This window comes from Streptomyces sp. AgN23 (assembly GCF_001598115.1).
GTDB classification, from domain to species: Bacteria; Actinomycetota; Actinomycetes; order Streptomycetales; family Streptomycetaceae; genus Streptomyces; species Streptomyces antimycoticus.
The window spans coordinates 7,080,274-7,097,728 of the sequence record NZ_CP007153.1 but is presented as its reverse complement, the minus strand read 5'-3'; the positions used below and the strand labels follow the sequence as shown (position 1 = coordinate 7,097,728).

General features: G+C 71.1%; 15 protein-coding genes. 7 read left to right on the top strand and 8 right to left on the bottom strand.

Annotated features, from left to right (window positions below):
* Positions 1-196: 196 nt before the first annotated feature.
* Entirely contained in the window at positions 197-3,325 is a 3,129-nt protein-coding gene (locus tag AS97_RS30975; RefSeq protein WP_247204539.1) for an AfsR/SARP family transcriptional regulator, read from the bottom strand.
* Positions 3,326-3,599: 274 nt separating this feature from the next.
* Here AS97_RS30975 and AS97_RS30970 point away from each other — a divergent pair, with 274 nt between their 5' ends.
* Entirely contained in the window at positions 3,600-3,794 is a 195-nt protein-coding gene (locus tag AS97_RS30970) for a hypothetical protein (RefSeq protein WP_059148544.1), read from the top strand.
* A gap of 290 nt (positions 3,795-4,084) precedes the next feature.
* Here AS97_RS30970 and AS97_RS30965 read toward each other — a convergent pair whose 3' ends face one another.
* The gene (locus tag AS97_RS30965) at positions 4,085-5,524 is read right to left on the bottom strand and encodes a cation:dicarboxylase symporter family transporter (protein ID WP_059148543.1); all 1,440 of its coding nucleotides are present in this window, start codon (positions 5,522-5,524) and stop codon (positions 4,085-4,087) included.
* A 163-nt stretch (positions 5,525-5,687) separates the two neighbouring features.
* Between AS97_RS30965 and AS97_RS30960 the strand changes: the two genes are divergently transcribed.
* The 5 genes from AS97_RS30960 to AS97_RS30940 all read left to right on the top strand — a co-directional run bounded on the left by AS97_RS30960 (position 5,688) and on the right by AS97_RS30940 (position 11,989).
* Complete coding sequence (locus AS97_RS30960; protein WP_210566038.1) at positions 5,688-7,310, top strand: sensor histidine kinase; 1,623 nt, start codon at positions 5,688-5,690, stop codon at positions 7,308-7,310.
* A 304-nt stretch (positions 7,311-7,614) separates the two neighbouring features.
* On the top strand, positions 7,615-8,322 hold the full coding sequence (locus AS97_RS30955; RefSeq protein ID WP_086708994.1) for a response regulator: 708 nt from the start codon (positions 7,615-7,617) through the stop codon (positions 8,320-8,322).
* 187 nt (positions 8,323-8,509) lie between these two features.
* A complete protein-coding gene (locus AS97_RS30950; RefSeq protein ID WP_210566037.1) occupies positions 8,510-9,514 on the top strand; it encodes a chitinase in 1,005 nt (334 codons plus the stop codon).
* Positions 9,515-9,686: 172 nt separating this feature from the next.
* On the top strand, positions 9,687-11,063 hold the full coding sequence (locus AS97_RS30945) for an ABC transporter substrate-binding protein (RefSeq protein WP_210566036.1): 1,377 nt from the start codon (positions 9,687-9,689) through the stop codon (positions 11,061-11,063).
* A gap of 8 nt (positions 11,064-11,071) precedes the next feature.
* Positions 11,072-11,989 (top strand): sugar ABC transporter permease, encoded by a 918-nt coding sequence (locus AS97_RS30940; RefSeq protein WP_059148538.1) that lies wholly within the window; start codon positions 11,072-11,074, stop codon positions 11,987-11,989.
* 358 nt (positions 11,990-12,347) lie between these two features.
* Here AS97_RS30940 and AS97_RS30935 read toward each other — a convergent pair whose 3' ends face one another.
* Positions 12,348-13,184 carry a TetR/AcrR family transcriptional regulator gene (locus AS97_RS30935; RefSeq protein WP_210566035.1) on the bottom strand — a complete coding sequence of 279 codons (837 nt, stop codon included), beginning with the start codon at positions 13,182-13,184 and terminating at the stop codon, positions 12,348-12,350.
* Between the two features lie 86 nt (positions 13,185-13,270).
* Here AS97_RS30935 and AS97_RS30930 point away from each other — a divergent pair, with 86 nt between their 5' ends.
* A complete protein-coding gene (locus tag AS97_RS30930) occupies positions 13,271-14,176 on the top strand; it encodes an NmrA family NAD(P)-binding protein (protein ID WP_210566034.1) in 906 nt (301 codons plus the stop codon).
* Positions 14,177-14,258: 82 nt separating this feature from the next.
* Here the strand turns inward: AS97_RS30930 and AS97_RS30925 are convergent, their stop codons facing one another.
* The 5 genes from AS97_RS30925 to AS97_RS30905 are packed head-to-tail and all read right to left on the bottom strand — an operon-like array spanning position 14,259 to position 17,290.
* On the bottom strand, positions 14,259-15,338 hold the full coding sequence (locus tag AS97_RS30925) for a CU044_5270 family protein (protein ID WP_210566033.1): 1,080 nt from the start codon (positions 15,336-15,338) through the stop codon (positions 14,259-14,261).
* Positions 15,335-15,979 carry an RNA polymerase sigma factor gene (locus tag AS97_RS30920; RefSeq protein WP_247204538.1) on the bottom strand — a complete coding sequence of 215 codons (645 nt, stop codon included), beginning with the start codon at positions 15,977-15,979 and terminating at the stop codon, positions 15,335-15,337. Before AS97_RS30920 ends, AS97_RS30925 begins: the two co-directional genes overlap by 4 nt.
* 46 nt (positions 15,980-16,025) lie before the next feature.
* On the bottom strand, positions 16,026-16,223 hold the full coding sequence (locus tag AS97_RS30915) for a DUF397 domain-containing protein (protein WP_210566032.1): 198 nt from the start codon (positions 16,221-16,223) through the stop codon (positions 16,026-16,028).
* Positions 16,224-16,226: 3 nt separating this feature from the next.
* Positions 16,227-16,409, bottom strand: a complete 183-nt coding sequence (locus AS97_RS30910; RefSeq protein WP_210566031.1) for a DUF397 domain-containing protein — start codon at positions 16,407-16,409, stop codon at positions 16,227-16,229.
* Positions 16,410-16,414: 5 nt separating this feature from the next.
* Positions 16,415-17,290 (bottom strand): helix-turn-helix transcriptional regulator, encoded by an 876-nt coding sequence (locus AS97_RS30905; protein ID WP_247204840.1) that lies wholly within the window; start codon positions 17,288-17,290, stop codon positions 16,415-16,417.
* Between the last annotated feature and the right edge of the window lie 165 nt (positions 17,291-17,455).

Below are 17,455 nucleotides of genomic sequence, written 5' to 3'. Positions count from 1 at the left end.
CCGGCCTGGAGCGGTCCGACGCTCGTATCGTCGCTTGCGAGGAAGCCGTCGGGCACGAGCACGACTTGTTGCTGACCGCCAGCCGGTAGGGCGCGCCGCGTGTCCTTTCCGGGCGCGCGGGTCGTTCTGCCCCACGGCGCGGGTTTCACCGTACGCCCTGCCTGATTCGTACGCCCCGCCCGAGCCCTACGGCCCGTCAGCCGTCGGGCTCGCCCAGCCGGGCGAGGCCCTCCCGGAGCCGCTGGGCGTCGGGGTGGCCGAGGGCTTCGAAACGGGTCAGGGCCCGCTGCCAGCTGTCGCGGGCCCCGGTCCGGTCCCCGGCGGCGAGCTGTGCGCTGCCGAGCCGGTGCAGGGACTCGGCCTCCCGGACCCGCTCGCCCCGGCCGCGCCGCAGCTCCACGGCGTGCCGGTAGCACCTGATGGCCTGCTGGTGGTCGCCGATGTGCTGATAGGCGTAGCCGAGGCTGTCCCAGGCCGCGGACTCCCCACGCCTGTCCCCCGCCTCCCGCATCATGGTCAGCGCCTTCTCGCAGTGGACGAGGGTCTGCTGGAAGTCGCCCAGCATGGCGTAGGCCCAGCCCACGTTGTTCATGGCGTACGCCTCGCCACTGCGCCGGCCCGCCGCCCGGTACAGCTTCAGGGCGCGCAGCGCGTGGTGCAGCCCCTCGTCGTGGCGGCCCTCCCGCTCACCGGCGAAGTTGAGCGCGCCATGGGCCAGGGCCTGGCCGACGGCGTTGCCGGTCTCGCGGTGCAGGTTCAGGGCGCGCACCAGATGGCCGCGGGCCCGGTCGTAGCGTCCCATCCGCAGATCGGCGAGGCCCAGGCCGTAGCAGGCGTGGGCCTGCCCGGTGAGGTCGCGGACGCGGTGGGCGGAGCCCAGGGCACTCCGTTGGACGGTGCGTTGATCGTGCCAGTGGCCGCGCTGGTCCAGGAACTCCATCAGCGACCAGGCCAGTTGCCAGGCGTGGGTCTCGAATCCGGTCTCGGCGGCCTGCTGCAGCGCCGCGATCAGCGCCGGATAGGTGAGGCTGAACCAGAGCAGTGCCTGGGCGTGCCCCGCGAACTCCCCGACGCTGACCCCGGGCCGGACCGGCTCGACCTTGATCGGCTCCCGGTGCGGGGTGAACGCCGCCCCGGCGGCCACGGCGGTGTGCAGATAGTGGTCGAGCAGCCGGTGCAGCGCGGTGTGGCGCTCCTCCTGCCCGTCGTACGCCCGGGTGAGCTCCACGGCGTAGGCGCGCAGCAGATCGTGGAAGCCGTACTGACCCGGGGCGCGCTCGGTGATCAGATGCGCCCGGGTGAGCTGGATCAGCAGCCGGCGGGCCTGCGGGACCGGGACCCCGACCAGGCTGGCGGCCGCCGGGGCCGCGATGTCGGGGCCCGGGTGGACGCCCAGCAGCCGGAACAGCCGGGCGGCGTCGGGGCCAAGGGTGTGGTACGACCAGGAGAAGACGGCCCGGACATCGGTGGTGGCGTCCCCGCCCTCGAACGCGTCGAGGCTGCCGCGGGCATCGCGCAGCTCCCCGGCGAGCGCCTCCAGGCCGAAGCGGGGGTGGGCGGCGGCGCGGGCGGCCACGATGGCGAGCGCGAGCGGCAGCCCGGCGCACACCGTGATCACCTCCGCCACGGCCTCGGGTTCGGCGGCCACCCGCTCGGCGCCCACCCGGCTGATCAGCAGCTCGCGCGCCTCGGCGCGGTCGAGCAGATCCAGCGGCAGCGGCTGGGCCTGCTCGGCGACGACCAGGCTGGTGAGTTCGTTACGGCTGGTCAGCACGGTCAGACAGCCGGGGGAACCGGGCAGCAGGGGCCGCACCTGCTCGGCGTCCCGGGCGTTGTCGAGCAGGATCAGCATCCGGCGGTCGGCCACCAGGCTCCGGTACAGCGCGGTCTGCGCCTCGACGGTCGCGGGGATCCGGTGGGCGGGCACCTGGAAGGCGTCCAGGAGGCCCCGTACGGCCTCGGCGACGGTCATGGCCGAGTCGGTGGGGCCGAAGCCGCGCAGGTTCAGATAAAGCTGACCGTCGGGGAACCGGTCGCGGACGCGGTGGGCCCAGTGCACCGCGAGGGTCGTCTTGCCGAGGCCGCCGCTGCCCGCGATCACGGTGATCAGCGCGGCCGTGGGCGCCCGTCCGCCGCCCTCGCCCGAGCCCGCGCGCAGCAGGGCGTCCAGCCCGGCCAGCTCGCGCTCTCGGCCGGTGAAGTGGGCGACGTCGGAGGGGAGTTGCTGCGGTACGGCGGTGACGACGGAGTTCGGCTCGGCGGCGGAGGCGGGTGGAGCGGCGGGCGGATCGGCGGAGGCCGGTGGGGAGGCGAGTTCGGCGGTGGGCCCGGCAAGGGGCTCGGGCGCCTCGTCGGCGGCCGGGACGCCCTCCGCGGCGGGGGCCGGGGCAGCCGCCGCGTCGGACGGCGGCGCCGCCGGTGCGGGAGCGCTCCCGTACGATCCGGGCGGCCCGGACGGATCCCGGGACCGGCTGTCACGGCCATCCCGGCCGTCCCGACTGTCCCGGCTGTCACGGCCATCCCGGCTGTCACGGCCGTCCCGGCTGTCACGACCGTCCCGGCTGTCCTCGAGTGCCTCCCGGTGAAGCCGCTGCAGCTCGTCGCCGGGTTCGATACCCAGCTCCTCCACATACCTCCGGCGGGTGGAGCGGAACAGCGCGAGGGCGTCGGCCCGCCTGCCGCCGCGCCGTAGCGCCTCCATCAGCAGCGCCACCGAGCGCTCCCGTAAAGGGTGTTCGGCCACCAGGGCGGACAGTTCCGTGGCGGCCTCGTGGTGCCGTCCGGAGCGCAGATCGATCGCGGCGAGCTCCTCCACCGCCGTACGCCGCTCCTCCTCCAGCCCGGCGCCCAGGGTGTCGGGGAGCCAGCCGCCCGCGACATCCGCCAGCGCGGGCCCGCGCCACAACTGCAGCGCGCCGCACAGCAGTTCTCCGGCCCGGTCCTCGGCGCTCTCGGCGAATCCTGCGGTCGGCCCGGCGGCCCCGGCGGCCCCGCTGTCCTTGGGAGTCTCCCGCGCGGCCCGCACCAGATCGCGGAACCGGTGCAGATCGACCTGCTCACGCGCGACGGTCAGGGAATAGCCCTTCGCCGATGTCGTCAACTCGGCCCCGGACAAGGCGGAAAGGATCCGCCGCAGCTTGGAAATCTGCACCTGTACGGCGTTTCGCGCGGACCCCGGCGGGTCCTCGCCCCATACTGCCAACACCAGCCTGTCGACGGACACCACGCGGCCGGAGGCCATCAGCAGCATCGCCAGAACAGACCGCTGCTGCGCGGCGGTCGGCCCCAGGAGACGCTCGCCCTGCCATATTCCGACCGGTCCCAACAGGCGAAACTCGGTCCCATCCACACACTGCCCCCGTTGGTACCAGAGATTTCACTGTGACCATGTGGAAGCCTACCCACGGGTTCGGGTCAGCGAGGCATCAGCGGGATATCAGCGGCTCGTAGCACCCTATGGTCATCGAGGGCCCCATGGGCACCAGAAGTTCACCCGGTCACCGCGGCGGCGGCGACCGAACCGGAAGTGTCCGGTCCGGGGCCCTCATCCACCAATGAACGGGGGACAGCATGGCAGTGAGGTGCCGAGGAGGCGGCTCATGACCACGGCTGAAGGAACACGAAGCACACCTCGGATCGGCGAGCTCGTCTACGACCTCGAACGCGAGGCCATGGGCCGCGTCGCCTACGTCGACACCGGCGGCAACATCGCCTGGGTCAAACCCCTGCACGAGGGCCCCGAATGGACGGCTCTCCCGGAACAGCTGCGCCGCGCGCCGGACGGTGAGCGCTGAGGCGCCTTCGGCGCCCAAGAGACCGCCGAAGGGCAGTAGCGGCGTAGCAATGGCGGCGTCTCGCGTCTTCCAACGGGGGGAAGACGCGGGGCGCCATTCGCCGTGTGTGCGCACCGCGTGTGTGCGCACCGCGTGTGTGCGCACCGCGTGTGTGCGCACCGCGCGTATGCGCACCGCGCGTATGCGCACCGCGCGTATGCGCACCGTATGCGTGCGCACCGTATGCGTCCGTGAAACGCCCGCGGCCCTGCCCCGATTCAGGAGGGCAGGGCCGCGGCGCGCGCAAGGTGTCAGGCGGGCACGTGCTCCTTCGCCGTGTCACCGTCACGCCGCTCGGGGAGGGTCTTGCCCTCGGCCCCGTCGGAGTCGTCGGCGGCCGGGCCGTGGCCGCCGCCGTGGCGCGCGAAGCCCTCGGCGTCGAACGGCAGCCGTCCGCCCAGGACTTCGTTCATCCGCTCCTTGTCGATCTCCTTGGTCCAGGTGCCGACCAGGACGGTCGCCACCGCGTTGCCCGCGAAGTTGGTGAGGGCGCGGGCCTCGCTCATGAAGCGGTCGATGCCGACGATGAGGCCGACGCCGTCGACCAGTTCGGGCCGGTGCGACTGCAGACCGCCCGCCAGCGTCGCCATGCCCGCGCCGGTCACACCGGCGGCGCCCTTCGACGCGACGATCATGAAGACGAGGAGGGATATCTGCTGGCCTATGGAGAGCGGGTCGCCCATGGCCTCCGCGATGAACAGCGAGGCCATCGTCAGGTAGATGGCGGTGCCGTCCAGGTTGAAGGAGTACCCGGTGGGGACGGTGATACCGGCCACCGGCTTGCTGACGCCCGCGTGCTCCATCTTCGCGATGAGCAGCGGCAGCGCCGACTCGGAGGACGACGTCGACAGGATCAGCAGGAACTCCCGCGCCAGGTACTTCAGCAGCAGGAAGATGTTCACGCCCGCGACCAGCCGCAGAATCGTCCCGAGGACGAGGAACACGAACAGCGCGCAGGTCACATAGAAGCCGATCATGATGACCGCGAGCGCCTTGAGCGCGTCCAGACCGGTCTCGCCGACCACGGCGGCCATCGCGCCGAAGGCGCCCACCGGGGCGGCCCACATGACCATCGACAGCAGCTTGAAGACGAGCTGCTGTATGTGGCCTATGCCGCGCAGCACCGGCTCGCCCGCCTTGCCCATCGCCTGGAGGGCGAAGCCCGCGAGCAGGGCCACGAACAGGGTCTGCAGCACCTCGCCCTCGGTGAAGGCGGAGACCAGCGTCTTCGGGATGATCCCGAGCAGGAAGTCCGCCGTCGACTCGGAGGCGCCCTCGGCCTGGCTCTGCCCGGCCTGGGCCGCTTCATGGCTCATGTGCAGGCCGCTGCCCGGCTCGAGGAAGTTGCCGACGACCAGGCCGATGGCGAGGGCCACGGTCGACATCACCATGAAGTAGCCGAGCGCGAGACCGCCGACGGCGCCGACCTTCGCGGCCTTGCGCACCGAGCCGACCCCGAGCACGATCGTGCAGAAGATGATCGGCGAAATCAGCATCTTGATCAGGTTGACGAAACCTGCGCCGATGGGCTTGAGCTCCACCGCCGTATCGGGGGCCACGAAGCCCACGAGGATGCCGAGCGCCACCGCGCCGATGACGGCGAGGTAGAGGTAGTGAATCCTTTCTTTCTTCGGCTTCGTCCCGTCCGGCTCCGTACGCCCGGATGCGGGCGGCGTGGTGTCCGCAGCCACGGTGCTGCCTCCTTCTGATCTGCCGTCCAACTGTCCCGGCGCTGTACTGTGTGCGGCTCGCACACCGCCTTGAACGGTCCCGGCGACTATGCCCCACGCTGTGATGGGGGTCACCCTTCCGTTCATTTCGTTCATACAAAGATCCGTGTGCAGACTGATGGCCATGCGCATCCCCCACCCACGGAGCCTGGCCGGCCAGCTCTTCGCGATGCAGGTCGTGCTGGTCGCCGCCCTGGTGGCCGGATGCGCCGTCTTCGCCTACGTCACCGACCGCGAGCAGGCGGTGGCGGCAGCGCGGCAGCGGGCGACGGCCACCGCGGTGGCCGTCGCCGACTCCCCGTCGGTCGCCGAGGCCGCACGGTCCAAGGACCCCACCGCCCGACTCCAGCCGTATGCGGAGAAGGTGCGCCGGCACACCGGCGTCACCTTCGTCACGATCATGGATACCCACGGTGTGCGCTGGGCGCACCCCGATCCGCGCCAGATCGGCGCCACCTACCTCGGCCACATCAAGCCCGCGCTGCGCGGCCGGATCTTCGACGAGACGTATACGGGCACGCTCGGCTCCTCGGTGCGCGTGGTCGCCCCGGTGCGCGACGACCGCGCCGGCGGCCGGATCACCGCGCTGGTCAGCGCGGGCATCACCGTGGACACCATCAGCGCCCAGGTGCGCCGCCAGCTCCTCGCGCTGCTCGGCGTGGCGGCCGCCGCGCTCGCGATCGGCGGCCTGTGCGCGTATGTCATCAACGCCCGGCTGCGCCGCCATACGCACGGGATGAACGCGGACGAGCTGAGCCGGATGCACGACTACCACCAGGCCGCGCTGCACGCCGTGCGCGAGGGGCTGCTGATGCTCGACGGCGGGCGGCGGATCGCGCTGATCAACGACGGCGGGCGGGAGCTGCTCGGCCTGCCCGAGGACTCCGTCGGCCGCTACGTCTCCGACCTGGGCCTGCCGCCCGCGCTGACCGGAGCCCTGCTGGCCACCGAGCCGCGCGTGGACGAACTGCATCTGACCGCGGAACGGGTCGTGGTCCTCAACACCTCCCCGGTGAGCAGCGGGGAACAGCGCGGCACGGTCGTCACCCTGCGCGACCACACCGAGCTCCAGGCGCTCTCCGGCGAGCTGGACTCGCTGCGCGGCTTCGCGGAGGCGCTGCGCTCCCAGGCCCATGAGGCCGCGAATCGGCTGCATGCGGTCGTCTCGCTGATCGAGCTGGGCCGGGAGGACGAGGCGGTCGATTTCGCCACCGCCGAGCTGGAGCTGGCCCAGGCGCTGACCGACCAGGTGGTGGGCGCGGTCGCCGAACCGGTACTGGCCGCGCTGCTGCTGGGCAAGGCGGCACAGGCGAACGAGCGTGGCGTCGAACTCGTCCTCGCCCCCGACAGCCGCATCGACGACGGCGTCCTCCCACCCGGCCTGCCCGCCCGCGACCTGGTGACCATCCTCGGCAACCTCATCGACAACGCCACGGACGCGGCCGCGGAGGGTGTCGGCCACGGCGGGGCGCCGCGCAGCGCCCGCGTCACGGTCACCGCCCGCGCGGACGGGGGCGAGCTGACGCTGCGCGTCGCGGACACCGGCGCCGGTCTCGACCCGGCGGCGGCCGAGGAGGTCTTCCGCCGCGGCTGGAGCACGAAGGCCCAAGGCCGCGGCCTGGGCCTGGCCCTGGTCCGCCAGGCCGCCCGCCGCAACGCGGGCACGGTGGAGGTATCGGCCGCCCCGGACGGCGGCGCCGAATTCACGATCCGCTTGCCTTTGGCGACCCCGGCCGCCACACCGTGAGCCCCTTCACGGCCCGGCACTGCCCTCCGGCCGGCCGGCTCCGCGCCACCGGGGGCTCAAGGCCGGGCTCCCCCAGCGGGACGCCGCCCGCCATCCCGCCCGCGACCAGGGGCCACATCCAGCCACCCGCGGGCGGGAAATGGGGGCGCCGACGGCCCGTGGCACGGGCGGTAGGGGAATCATCACCGTAGAGATCTGGCCACCCGCGGTTACCCTCCGTAAATTGGAGCCCTAAGCCTTCCGCCCACCGCATTGCACCGCACCGCGCATCGCGCCCCGCACTTCACCCGAGAGGAATCCGTCCATGAGCCCGCCGCAGGCGAAACCGGGGGATCCGGCGCCGATCCGGGTTCTCGTCGTCGAAGACGACCCCCTCGCGGCGGACGCGCACCGGATGTACGTCGACCGCGTCCCCGGCTTCGCCGTCGTCGGGACCGCGCGGAGCGGCGGGGACGCCCAGCGGCTGCTGGAGCGGACGCCCGCCGATCTGCTGCTGCTGGACCTCTACCTCCCGGACGGGCACGGCCTGCAGCTCGTACGGGCGCTGCGCGCGGCCGGGAACGGGGCGGATGTGATCGCGGTCACCTCGGCCCGGGACCTGGCGATGGTCCGCGACGGGGTCTCCCTCGGGGTCGTGCAGTACGTGCTGAAACCGTTCACCTTCTCCACCCTCCGGGACCGCCTCCTCCGGTACGCCGAGTTCCGGGCGACCGCGGGCGAGGCCAGCGGGCAGGACGAGGTGGACCGCGCGCTGGCCGCGCTGCGGGCGCCGCAGCCCGCCGCGATGCCCAAGGGGCTGACCCAGGCCACCCTGCACGCGGTCACGGAGGCGCTGCGCGGCGCGGAGGAGGGGATCTCGGCGGCGGCGACCGCCGAGACCGTGGGGATCTCCCGGATCACCGCCCGCCGCTATCTGGAACACCTGGTGGAGGCGGGACGAGCCGCCCGCGCCCCGCACTACGGGCAGATCGGACGGCCCGAACTGCTGTACCGCTGGCTCAGCGAGCATTAGCGGGGCTACGACTGGTGTCCTCACCGCTGGAAGCCGTGTCCTCACCGCTGGGAAGTGTGTCCTCCCAGTCGCCTATGAGCCCGATAGGAAAGTTTCCTATCCGAGACCTTGTCGCGGCCATGCCGCCTCGCTAGGTTCAGCCTCGCTCGACTTCCTCCCACCCCCCACCCAGGAGGCTCCATCAGCCATGCCTCTTTCCAAGCCGACGTACCGCAGACTCGCCCTCGCCGCCGCCATCGGCCTGCTCGGCGCGGGCGCCGCCACGGCGGCCACCGCCCAGGCGGCGCCGCAACACACCGCCGCCGCGCCCAGCGGGCTCAACGGGCCCTACCTCTACCTGGGTTGGGGCTCCCCGCCCAAGGCCACGGACGTCATGTCGGCGACCGGCACCACGCAGTTCACGATGGCGTTCATGCTCTCCGACGGCGGCTGCAACCCCAAGTGGGACGGCTCCCGCGCGCTCACCGGCGGCAACGACCAGTCGACGATCAACTCCATCCGCTCGGCCGGCGGCGATGTCACCGTCTCCTTCGGTGGCTGGAGCGGTAACAAGCTGGGCGAGAAGTGCTCCTCCGCCTCCGCGCTCGCCGGCGCGTACCAGAAGGTCATCGACGCCTACCAGCTCAAGTCGATCGACATCGACATCGAGGCGAGCGAGTTCGAGAACGCGACGGTCCGCCAGCGCGTGGTCGACGCGCTCAAGACGGTCAAGCAGAAGAACAGCGGCATCAAGGTGTACGTCACCTTCGGCACCACCACCACCGGCCCCGACGCCAACGGCAAGGACCTGGTCAAGCGCGGCGCCACGGCCGGGCTCGACGTGGACGGCTGGGCGGTCATGCCGTTCGACTTCGGCCAGGGCTCCATCGACATGGCGGGGGCCACCAAGTCGGCGGTGGACGGTCTGAAGAACACCGTGGCGAGCGCGTACGGCCTCTCCTCCGACGCCGCCTACCGCAAGGTCGGCTTCTCCTCCATGAACGGCAAGACCGACGTCGCGGGCGAGACCATATCCCTGAACAACTTCAAGGACATGGTGTCCTACGCCAAGAGCCACCACCTGGCCCGCGTCAGCTTCTGGTCGCTCAACCGCGACCGCAAGTGCGGCTCCGGCACGGACGGCGACGCCTGCAGCGGGATCGACCAGGGCACATACGACTTCACCAAGGTGCTCGCGGGGTACAACGGCTGAGTCCGACTGCCACCGGCTGAGCCACGCCCCCGTACGCCCGGGGCGTACGGGGGCGCACCCCCGCGGCGGCGTTCGATCAAGTGACGATCCAGGTCACGGGGATTGACCTTCCGTTGAAGCCGACCTTACGGTCAGCGCGCAGCCCACAGAGGCCAGCAAGGAGGTCGTGCCCGTGCGCCCCACCGCCCCACTGATCCTCGCCGCCACCCTCGCCGTCACCGCCGGACTCACATCCTGCGGTGGCGGTTCGGGCAGCGACCCGGACACCGTCAAGGTCGTCTACAACCGCTCCACGGACAACAAGATCCGCTTCAAGGACAACCATCTGGCCGAGGTGAAGAAGCAGTTCGAGAAGGCCAACCCCGGCAAGAAGGTCAAGCTGGTCCCGATCCAGGCGCAGGACAACGACTACGCCACCAAGGTCCAGCAGATGATGCGGTCCCCCAAGACCGCCCCCGACCTGGTCTACGAGGACACCTTCCGGATCAACTCGGACATCAAGGCGGGCTATCTGCGCCCCCTCGACGACTATCTGGCCAAGTGGAAGACCTGGGACCAGTTCGTCGACACCGCGAAGGCGGCTGCCAAGGCCGAGGACGGCAAGACGTACGGCGTCCCGGACGGCACCGACACCCGCGGCCTCTGGTTCAACAAGAAGATCTTTGCCAAGGCCGGGCTGCCGGCCGACTGGTCGCCCAAGAACTGGGACGACATCCTCGAGGCGGCGCGCACGATCAAGCAGAAGGTCCCCGGCGTCACCCCGCTCAACACCTACACCGGCAAGGCCCCGGGCGAGACCTCCGTGATGCAGAGCTTCGAGATGCTGCTGTACGGCACGGGCAAGGCGGGCGGGAACCCGCTCTACGACCCCGGCGCCAGGAAGTGGGTCACCGGCGGCAAGGGTTTCCAGGACGCGCTGAGCTTCCTCCGGACCGTCTACTCCGAGAAGCTCGGCCCGGACATCTCCGACGCCCTCGATCCCAACGTCGGCACGACCGTCTACAGCGAATGGCTCCCCGAGGGCAAGCTGGCCATCGCCCTCGACGGCTCCTGGCTGGGCCAGAACTGGCTGAAGACCGGCGGCAAGCCGTGGCCCGAGTGGTCCAAGACCCTCGGCCAGGCCCCGATGCCCACCCAGAACGGGCAGGCGCCCGGCCAGGTCAGCATGTCCGGCGGCTGGACGTGGGCGATCACCGCGAAGTCCAAGAACCCCGATCTGGCCTGGAAGTTCATCCAGCAGCTCCAGACCAAGGACAACGCGGTCACCTGGGACATCGTCGACGCCCAGATCGCGGTCCGTAAGGACGTCGCGCAGGACCCGGAGTACACCTCCTCCATGCCCGGGATCACCTTCTTCACGCGCCTGGTGAAGTACACCCACTACCGCCCCACCACCCCCGTCTATCCCCAGGTGTCCACGGCGATCGGCGAGGCCATGGAGGCGGTGACCACGGGCGACGCCTCACCGGAGAAGGCCGCGAAGTCCTACGACGACCAGCTCACATCCATCACCGACGGCGCCACGGTGGCGGCGAGCGGCCAGGGCTGAGGGCCCCGATGGCAACCGTGACCAAAGTGGCGGCGGCCCCGACAAAGACCCCGGTCCGGCCGGGCCCCCGTCGTGGCCGCCCCCTGCGCTGGCTTCCGCTCGCCCCCGCCACCGTCATGCTGCTGCTCTTCCTCGGTGGCCCCATCGCGTACTGCGTCTATATCGCCTTCACCAATATGCAGCTCACGGGCGCGTCCTCCACGGACTTCGTGGGCCTGGACAACTTCCGGCGCGCCTTCGGGGACGACGACTTCCGCAACGCCGTCGTCCTCACCCTTGTCTTCACCCTCCTCTCCTCCCTCGTCGGCCAGAACACCCTGGGCCTAGCCCTGGCCGCCCTGATGCAGCGCGCCTCCCGCCCGGTGCGGACCCTGACCGGCGCGATCGTCATCGCGGCCTGGGTCGTCCCCGAGATCGTGGCGGGCTTCCTGCTGTACGCGTTCTTCCGCCGCGAGGGCACGCTCAACGCGCTGCTGGACTGGCTCGGCCTGCCGTCCCAGAACTGGCTCTACACCCTGCCCATCCTCGCCGTGTCCTTCGCCAACGTCTGGCGCGGCACGGCCTTCTCGATGCTCGTCTACTCCGCCGCCCTGTCCGAGATCCCCAAGGAGATCACCGAGGCGGCGGAGGTCGACGGCGCCGGCGGGCTGAGCCGCTTCTGGCACATCACCCTGCCGATGATCCGCCGCTCCATCGGCACCAATCTGATGCTGAACACCTTGCAGACGCTGTCGGTGTTCGGCCTCATCTGGGCGATGACCCGAGGCGGCCCGGGAAACCGCAGCCAGACGCTCCCGGTCTTCATGTACGACCAGGCGTTCAACAAGTCCCTCATCGGCTACGGCACGGCGGTGGCACTGCTGTTGCTGCTGGTGGGAGCCCTGTTCTCGGTGGTGTACCTGAGGCTGATGCGCGAGGAGGTCTGAACCCCACCCTGAACTCCGTCCCGAACCCCGCCGGGATGATGGACTTGGCCGGGTCCCCAAGGGGCGGCTCCCGCCGAGGCGGGAGTTCCCGCCTCGGCGGCGGCTCCGACGCCGGTGGCCACGCCTTCCGTCCGCACGCCGAGGCCGGACCCGGGGGCCGCGAGCGCAGCCCCCGTCAGCACCGCCGCGACCAGCAGGGCGCACACCGCCGCCGCGGCGCTCATCGACGGTCCGGTGCCCGACGCCGGGCTGATGTGCCTGTCTGTGATCACACCCTCAACTGTCCGCGCGGAGGGCCACGTTCCCGTGACGTACGTCACCCAGCCGCCTCCGCGTCCGGTCGGCCACGGGCAGGCGGTCAGCCACTGGTGCGTGTGCGCCGCCGGTGGGCCTTCTGCCTGCACGCCGCCCCGCAGAACCGCGCGGGGCGGCCCGCGCGGCCGGTACGGTCGCCCGGCAGCGGGCCACCGCACATCTCGCACCGACCGATTTCGTCACGCGGACCGGCGGCTCCGCCGCCGACCTCCTCTATTTCGTTACGGACTTTCGTTACGGCTTGCTCCGCCCGCAATCCGTCGCACATCACCGCCGTCAGCACCCCGGATCCGGGGCCGCGCCCCTGTTCCATGGCCGCGCACCCCGCCACCAGCGCCTGTACGTCCGCCGCCGCGACATCCGCTCTGACCGCACCGGCCTCCTGGGCGCGCCGGAGCAGCGCGCTCAGCACCTCACCGAACTCGCGCCTGGCGCCGGCCGCCGCATCGGGCGCGCGGCCGGGGGCCTCCCGGGCGAATGCCTCGCACAGCGCACGGTTGAGCGACGCCTCCCCGACCACGCGCTCCAGGAAACCGAAGAACGCCGCCCCCGGGTCCTCGGCCACGGCCAACGCCCGCCCCTCGGCGACGAACCCGTCCACGCTGTCGGCGATCACCGCTTCGAAAAGGTCCTCCTTGGAGGGGAAGTGGCGGTACACCGTCCCGGCGCCCACCCCGGCCCGCTCGGCGATGGCGCCGAGCGGCGCCATGCCGCCCTCCGCCGCGAACGAGGCCCTGGCGGCGGCCAGTACCCGCGCCCGGTTCCGCCGCGCGTCGGCCCGCGAGGGCGGCCCTTCCGGGGGCGGCCCGCCCGCGAACGCCCCGCCCGGGGGCAGCCCTTCACCCTGTGCCGCGCCGTGCGCCGCTTCCCTCGCCGCCATCTCCGTCCCCCTGATTGACAAGCGGGTCGTCCGTTCCGGTACGTTAACCGGGTTACTCGTTCCGATTCTACTCGGGAGCCTTCCGCATGACCCCCATGACGTCGAACCGCATCATCCTGGTGACCGGTGCGACCGGTCAGCAGGGCGGCGCCACCGCGAGGCGACTGCTCGCGGACGGCCGCCACGTACGCGCGCTCACCCGGGACACCACCAGCCCCGCGGCAGTCGCCCTCGCCTCGGCGGGCGCCGAATTGGTCGCGGGCGACCTGGACGACCGCGCCTCGCTCGACGCAGCCGCCCACGGAGCCCACGGTGTCTTCAGCGTCCAGCCCACCCCCGGGATGCCGGGCCTGCCCGCGCGATACGGACCGGACGACGAGGTACGGCGGGGCAGGAACGTGGCGGACGCCGCGCAGGCCGCCGGGGCCCAACTCCTCGTCTACGCCTCCGCGTTCGGTGCCGACCATGACAGCGGGCTGTCCACGCTGGAGAGCAAGCGGCCCATCGAGGAGCACATCGACGCGATCGGCATGCCCGCGACCGTCCTGCGCCCCACGTCCTTCATGGAAAACCTCCTCCACCCCGTATGGGGTCTGCGGGACGGCGCCCTGGCCACCCCGTACAACCCGGACACCCGCCAGCAGTTCATCGCGCTGTCCGACATCGCGGCCTTCGCCGCCCTCGCCTTCGACGCCCCCGACCGCTTCCGCTCCCGCGCCTTCGACCTGGCGGGCGACACGCTCACCCCGCCGGAGACCGCCGCCGCCATCACCCGGGCCACGGGCCAGGAGGTCCCGTACGTCCATATCCCCCTCGACGCCATACGCGCCCGGAGCGAGGAGGCGGCCCGCGGCATCCAGTCCCTCAACGACGGCATCTACCCCTTGGTCGACATCGAGCGCCTGCGCGCCCTCCACCCCGGCCTGCTCACCTTCGGGGACTGGCTGACCCACCATGGCACGGCCCGCTTCAAGGCCCTGCTCCATACGTAGCCGAGCGGCAGCCGCCGATGCCCTGCCAACGCATGGGTGGACGAAGACGTCCACCCATGCGCCGGTGTCCCCGGGCCGCGGATCAGCCCGCCTGGGAGTCGGAGGGCAGCTCCTTGTTGCCGTCGACGATCGCGCGCTCGGTGATCGCGCTGGTGAACAGGACGGTGCCGCGCTTGATCGGGCCGTCCTTGGGGGGCTGGGCCTGGACCGTGCGCTCGCCGAGGAAGGCCAGGGTCTTCTTGTCGAAGATCCACTCCTCGCGCTGGCCATCGGCCTCGTTCAGCCGCGCCACCGCGACCCCATGACGGCCCAAGGCGTCGACCGCGTCGTCCACCGCGGCCACACCGGGGATCTTGGCGGCGGCCCGGTAGAGGGCGGGGGCGAGCTTGGCGGGCGGGTAACTCTCGGTCAGCAGATCGCCGATGGCGACGAAGGCCGCCTGGTCGCGGGCAACCTCCCGGTCCCGGTTCTCGTCGACGTCCTGGTAGATCTTCTTCAGCAGCGCGTCGGGGTCGGTGGGCAGCTTCACCAGAGAGTCGTACGCCGCGCTGATCGGGTGCTCACCGGCCAGGGTGATGCCCTTGTCGCCGGTCTGGCCCGGCTCGATCAGCCAGCCGTCCTTCCCGCCAGGAGACTGCCAGACCTGGCGGGAGTGCAACTCCTCGCTGACCACCGTGGTCTTGTCGTCCACGGTCTTGGGGTAGGTGTTGGCCACCTTGGAGGCGATGTAGATGAACTGGCCATCGCCCACCGTGGGCCCCGAGGTGTCGGCCGCGGCCAGGGAGATGCGGTTGAGCAGCTCGGGGGCGGCCTTGGCGTCGGCGGTGCCCACCTGGGTGGTCAGCGCGGGGCCGGTGGCCAGCGGGGTCTTACCGTCGCCGCCATCGCCCCCGGCGAGGGCGAAGCCGCCCACGACCGCCGCGGCCACGGCGCAGGCCATGGCGGGCAGCAGCACGTTGCGGCGGAGGAACGGGTTGCGCTGCCGCCCGGGGGCGGCCGGGGTGCCATTGGTGGTACGAAGGTCGTCGTGGATCTGGGCCATCAGGTGCTCCTTGTGGAACTCATGGCGGCCCGCCGGCAGACCCCGCTCCTCGGCACCCAGGAGTTCCTGGGTCTCCGGCCACTCAGCCGGGTGCGGCTGGGAGGGGCTGGCGTGGTTCATCGGATTCCTTCCTCTGCGGACCGGATCGCGTGGGTGCGATCGCCCTTTACCTGCCGGGTGAGCGGAGTGAGTTCCCGTCTTTCGCGGCCCAGTTCGGCGTCGGCGAGTTTGCGTAGCTTGGTACGGGCGCGGGACAACCTGGAGCGGACGGTTCCGATCGGGATGCGGAGGGTGCGGGCGACGTCGGCGTACTCCATGCCCTCCCAGAGGCAGAGGACGAGGACCTCGCGCTCGGCGCGCTTGAGCGAACTCAGCGCGGTGAGGGTGGCGTTGATCCGGCGCCGGTCGTCCACGCGTCCGGCCGTCTCCTCGGCGTGGTCGGGGATCCGCAACGAGGCGGGCCCCGCCTCGGCGGCAGCGGCGGCAGCGGCCCGGTAACGCCGGTTGCCGCGGCAGTGGGTACGGGCGACGTTGGTGGCGATGCCCAGGAGCCAGGGCCGCAGGGATCCCCCTTCGGCATCGACCGATTCGCGGCGCCGCCACGCCTCCATGAACGTCGCCGACATGACGTCCTCGGCTACGGACCAGTCGGCGGTCAGGCGGAAGGCGTGGTGGTAGACGGCCTGCGCGTAGGCGTCGAACAGCTCCGCGAACGCGTCTGGATCCCCGGCCCGCACCCGGGCACGCATATCTGTGGTCACGTGTGTTGGCTGACCGGGAGGGTGGGGCGAGTTCCGGTGATGTGAGTCACATGGCGTTCTGGTCGGGCTCCTGGGTGAGGGCGGCCCGGAAGTCGGCCCAGGTGGCGGGGGTGAACCGGAGTATCCGGCCGCCGGGGTCCTTGGAATCACGTATCGCCACGACGCCGGGCACGTTCGTGGCCACCTCGACGCATTCAAGCTGGGGGTTGCTGTAGCTCGACTTGCGAAAGACCAATTCGGCCACCGCTCACCCCTCCTCTGCTAGAACGACCTGGAAGGCCGCCCAGGCGGCGGGCGTAAATCGAAGTACCGGCCCCTCGGGGTCCTTGGAGTCGCGTACCGCCACGGTGTTGGGCACGTTCGTGGCCACCTCGACGCATTCGCGCTCAGGGTCGCTATGGCTCGACTTGCGGAATGCGAAAGCAGGCATCGGGGTTACAGCTCTCCGCTCAGGCTCATGATGAGTTCCAGGGAATCGCGCTCGTTCAGGGCACGCTCGGCGATTCTCTCGAACAACTCATCGTGTTGTGCAGCCGCATCTCCGCCTTCGACCCAGATCCGCCTGAACGGAACCTCCATGTACACCACGTCCATCGCTCCGGGTTCGGCGAAGGAGATGATGTTGAACGTGCAGTTCATCCCATGGCGGGCTCCCGCGCTGAACGGAAGAACGCGCAGGCTGACGCTGTCCTTCCGGGCCACGGCGACCAGATGGTCCAACTGCCCACGCATCACGTCCGCGCCACCAATGAGGTTCCGCAGCGCGGCCTCGTAGACCACGGCCCGCAGTGAGAGCTGCGGAGCCTCATCAAGCCGCCGCTGACGTGCGAGCCTCGCCGCCACGAACTCCTCGTGGTCGCCGCCCGCCGACGGGGCATCATTCCGGAGCGCCCGGATGTAGTCCGGAGTCTGCAACAGTCCCGGGACGAACGTGAGTTGCCATGCCTTCATGGCAGTAGCCGCGTTCTCCAACGCGACGTATTCGTGCATGTCACCGAGGTTCGGGAACTCATTCCACCAGCCCTTCGCCTTGCGCCGCTCACGATCAACGCGAGCCAGCTCCAGCAACCCGCCCACCGCCGCAGGGTCGCTCAGACCGTACAGCTCGCACAGCGCGCGGATGTCCGGGTCCCGCATCGGGACCCAGCCGCCCTCCATCTTGGCGACCTTGGTCGTGGACCCGGTGAGCACCTTGGCGGCGTGGGTCTGGGTCAGGCCCGCTGCGGTGCGGAGCTTGGTCAACTCCCCACCGAGCCTGCGTCCCAGAACGGTCGAGGTGCTATTGCCCTGCATCGGCTGACTTGTCGTCACGCGCACAGTCTGGCCGCCCGGCGCGGCCGCCGCAAACCAGATTGGGGGAAATCCTCCAAGAGGAACTTGTGCGCCGCAAGGCGACAGCGCTACGGTCCGTGATGAACCGCTCGCACAGGGACGTCAGTTGGCGGACGCACTCCGCCCTGCCCTGCCCACTGGAGG

Bases quoted from the DNA above. Each gene is read 5' to 3' on its own strand.
- AS97_RS30970 (WP_059148544.1), top strand. From the start codon at position 3,600: ATGACCACGGCTGAAGGAACACGAAGCACACCTCGGATCGGCGAGCTC.
- AS97_RS30960 (WP_210566038.1), top strand. From the start codon at position 5,688: ATGCGCATCCCCCACCCACGGAGCCTGGCCGGCCAGCTCTTCGCGATG.
- AS97_RS30955 (WP_086708994.1), top strand. From the start codon at position 7,615: ATGAGCCCGCCGCAGGCGAAACCGGGGGATCCGGCGCCGATCCGGGTT.
- AS97_RS30950 (WP_210566037.1), top strand. From the start codon at position 8,510: ATGCCTCTTTCCAAGCCGACGTACCGCAGACTCGCCCTCGCCGCCGCC.
- AS97_RS30940 (WP_059148538.1), top strand. From the start codon at position 11,072: ATGGCAACCGTGACCAAAGTGGCGGCGGCCCCGACAAAGACCCCGGTC.
- AS97_RS30935 (WP_210566035.1), bottom strand. From the start codon at position 13,184: ATGGCGGCGAGGGAAGCGGCGCACGGCGCGGCACAGGGTGAAGGGCTG.
- AS97_RS30930 (WP_210566034.1), top strand. From the start codon at position 13,271: ATGACCCCCATGACGTCGAACCGCATCATCCTGGTGACCGGTGCGACC.
- AS97_RS30925 (WP_210566033.1), bottom strand. From the start codon at position 15,338: ATGAACCACGCCAGCCCCTCCCAGCCGCACCCGGCTGAGTGGCCGGAG.
- AS97_RS30910 (WP_210566031.1), bottom strand. From the start codon at position 16,409: ATGCCTGCTTTCGCATTCCGCAAGTCGAGCCATAGCGACCCTGAGCGC.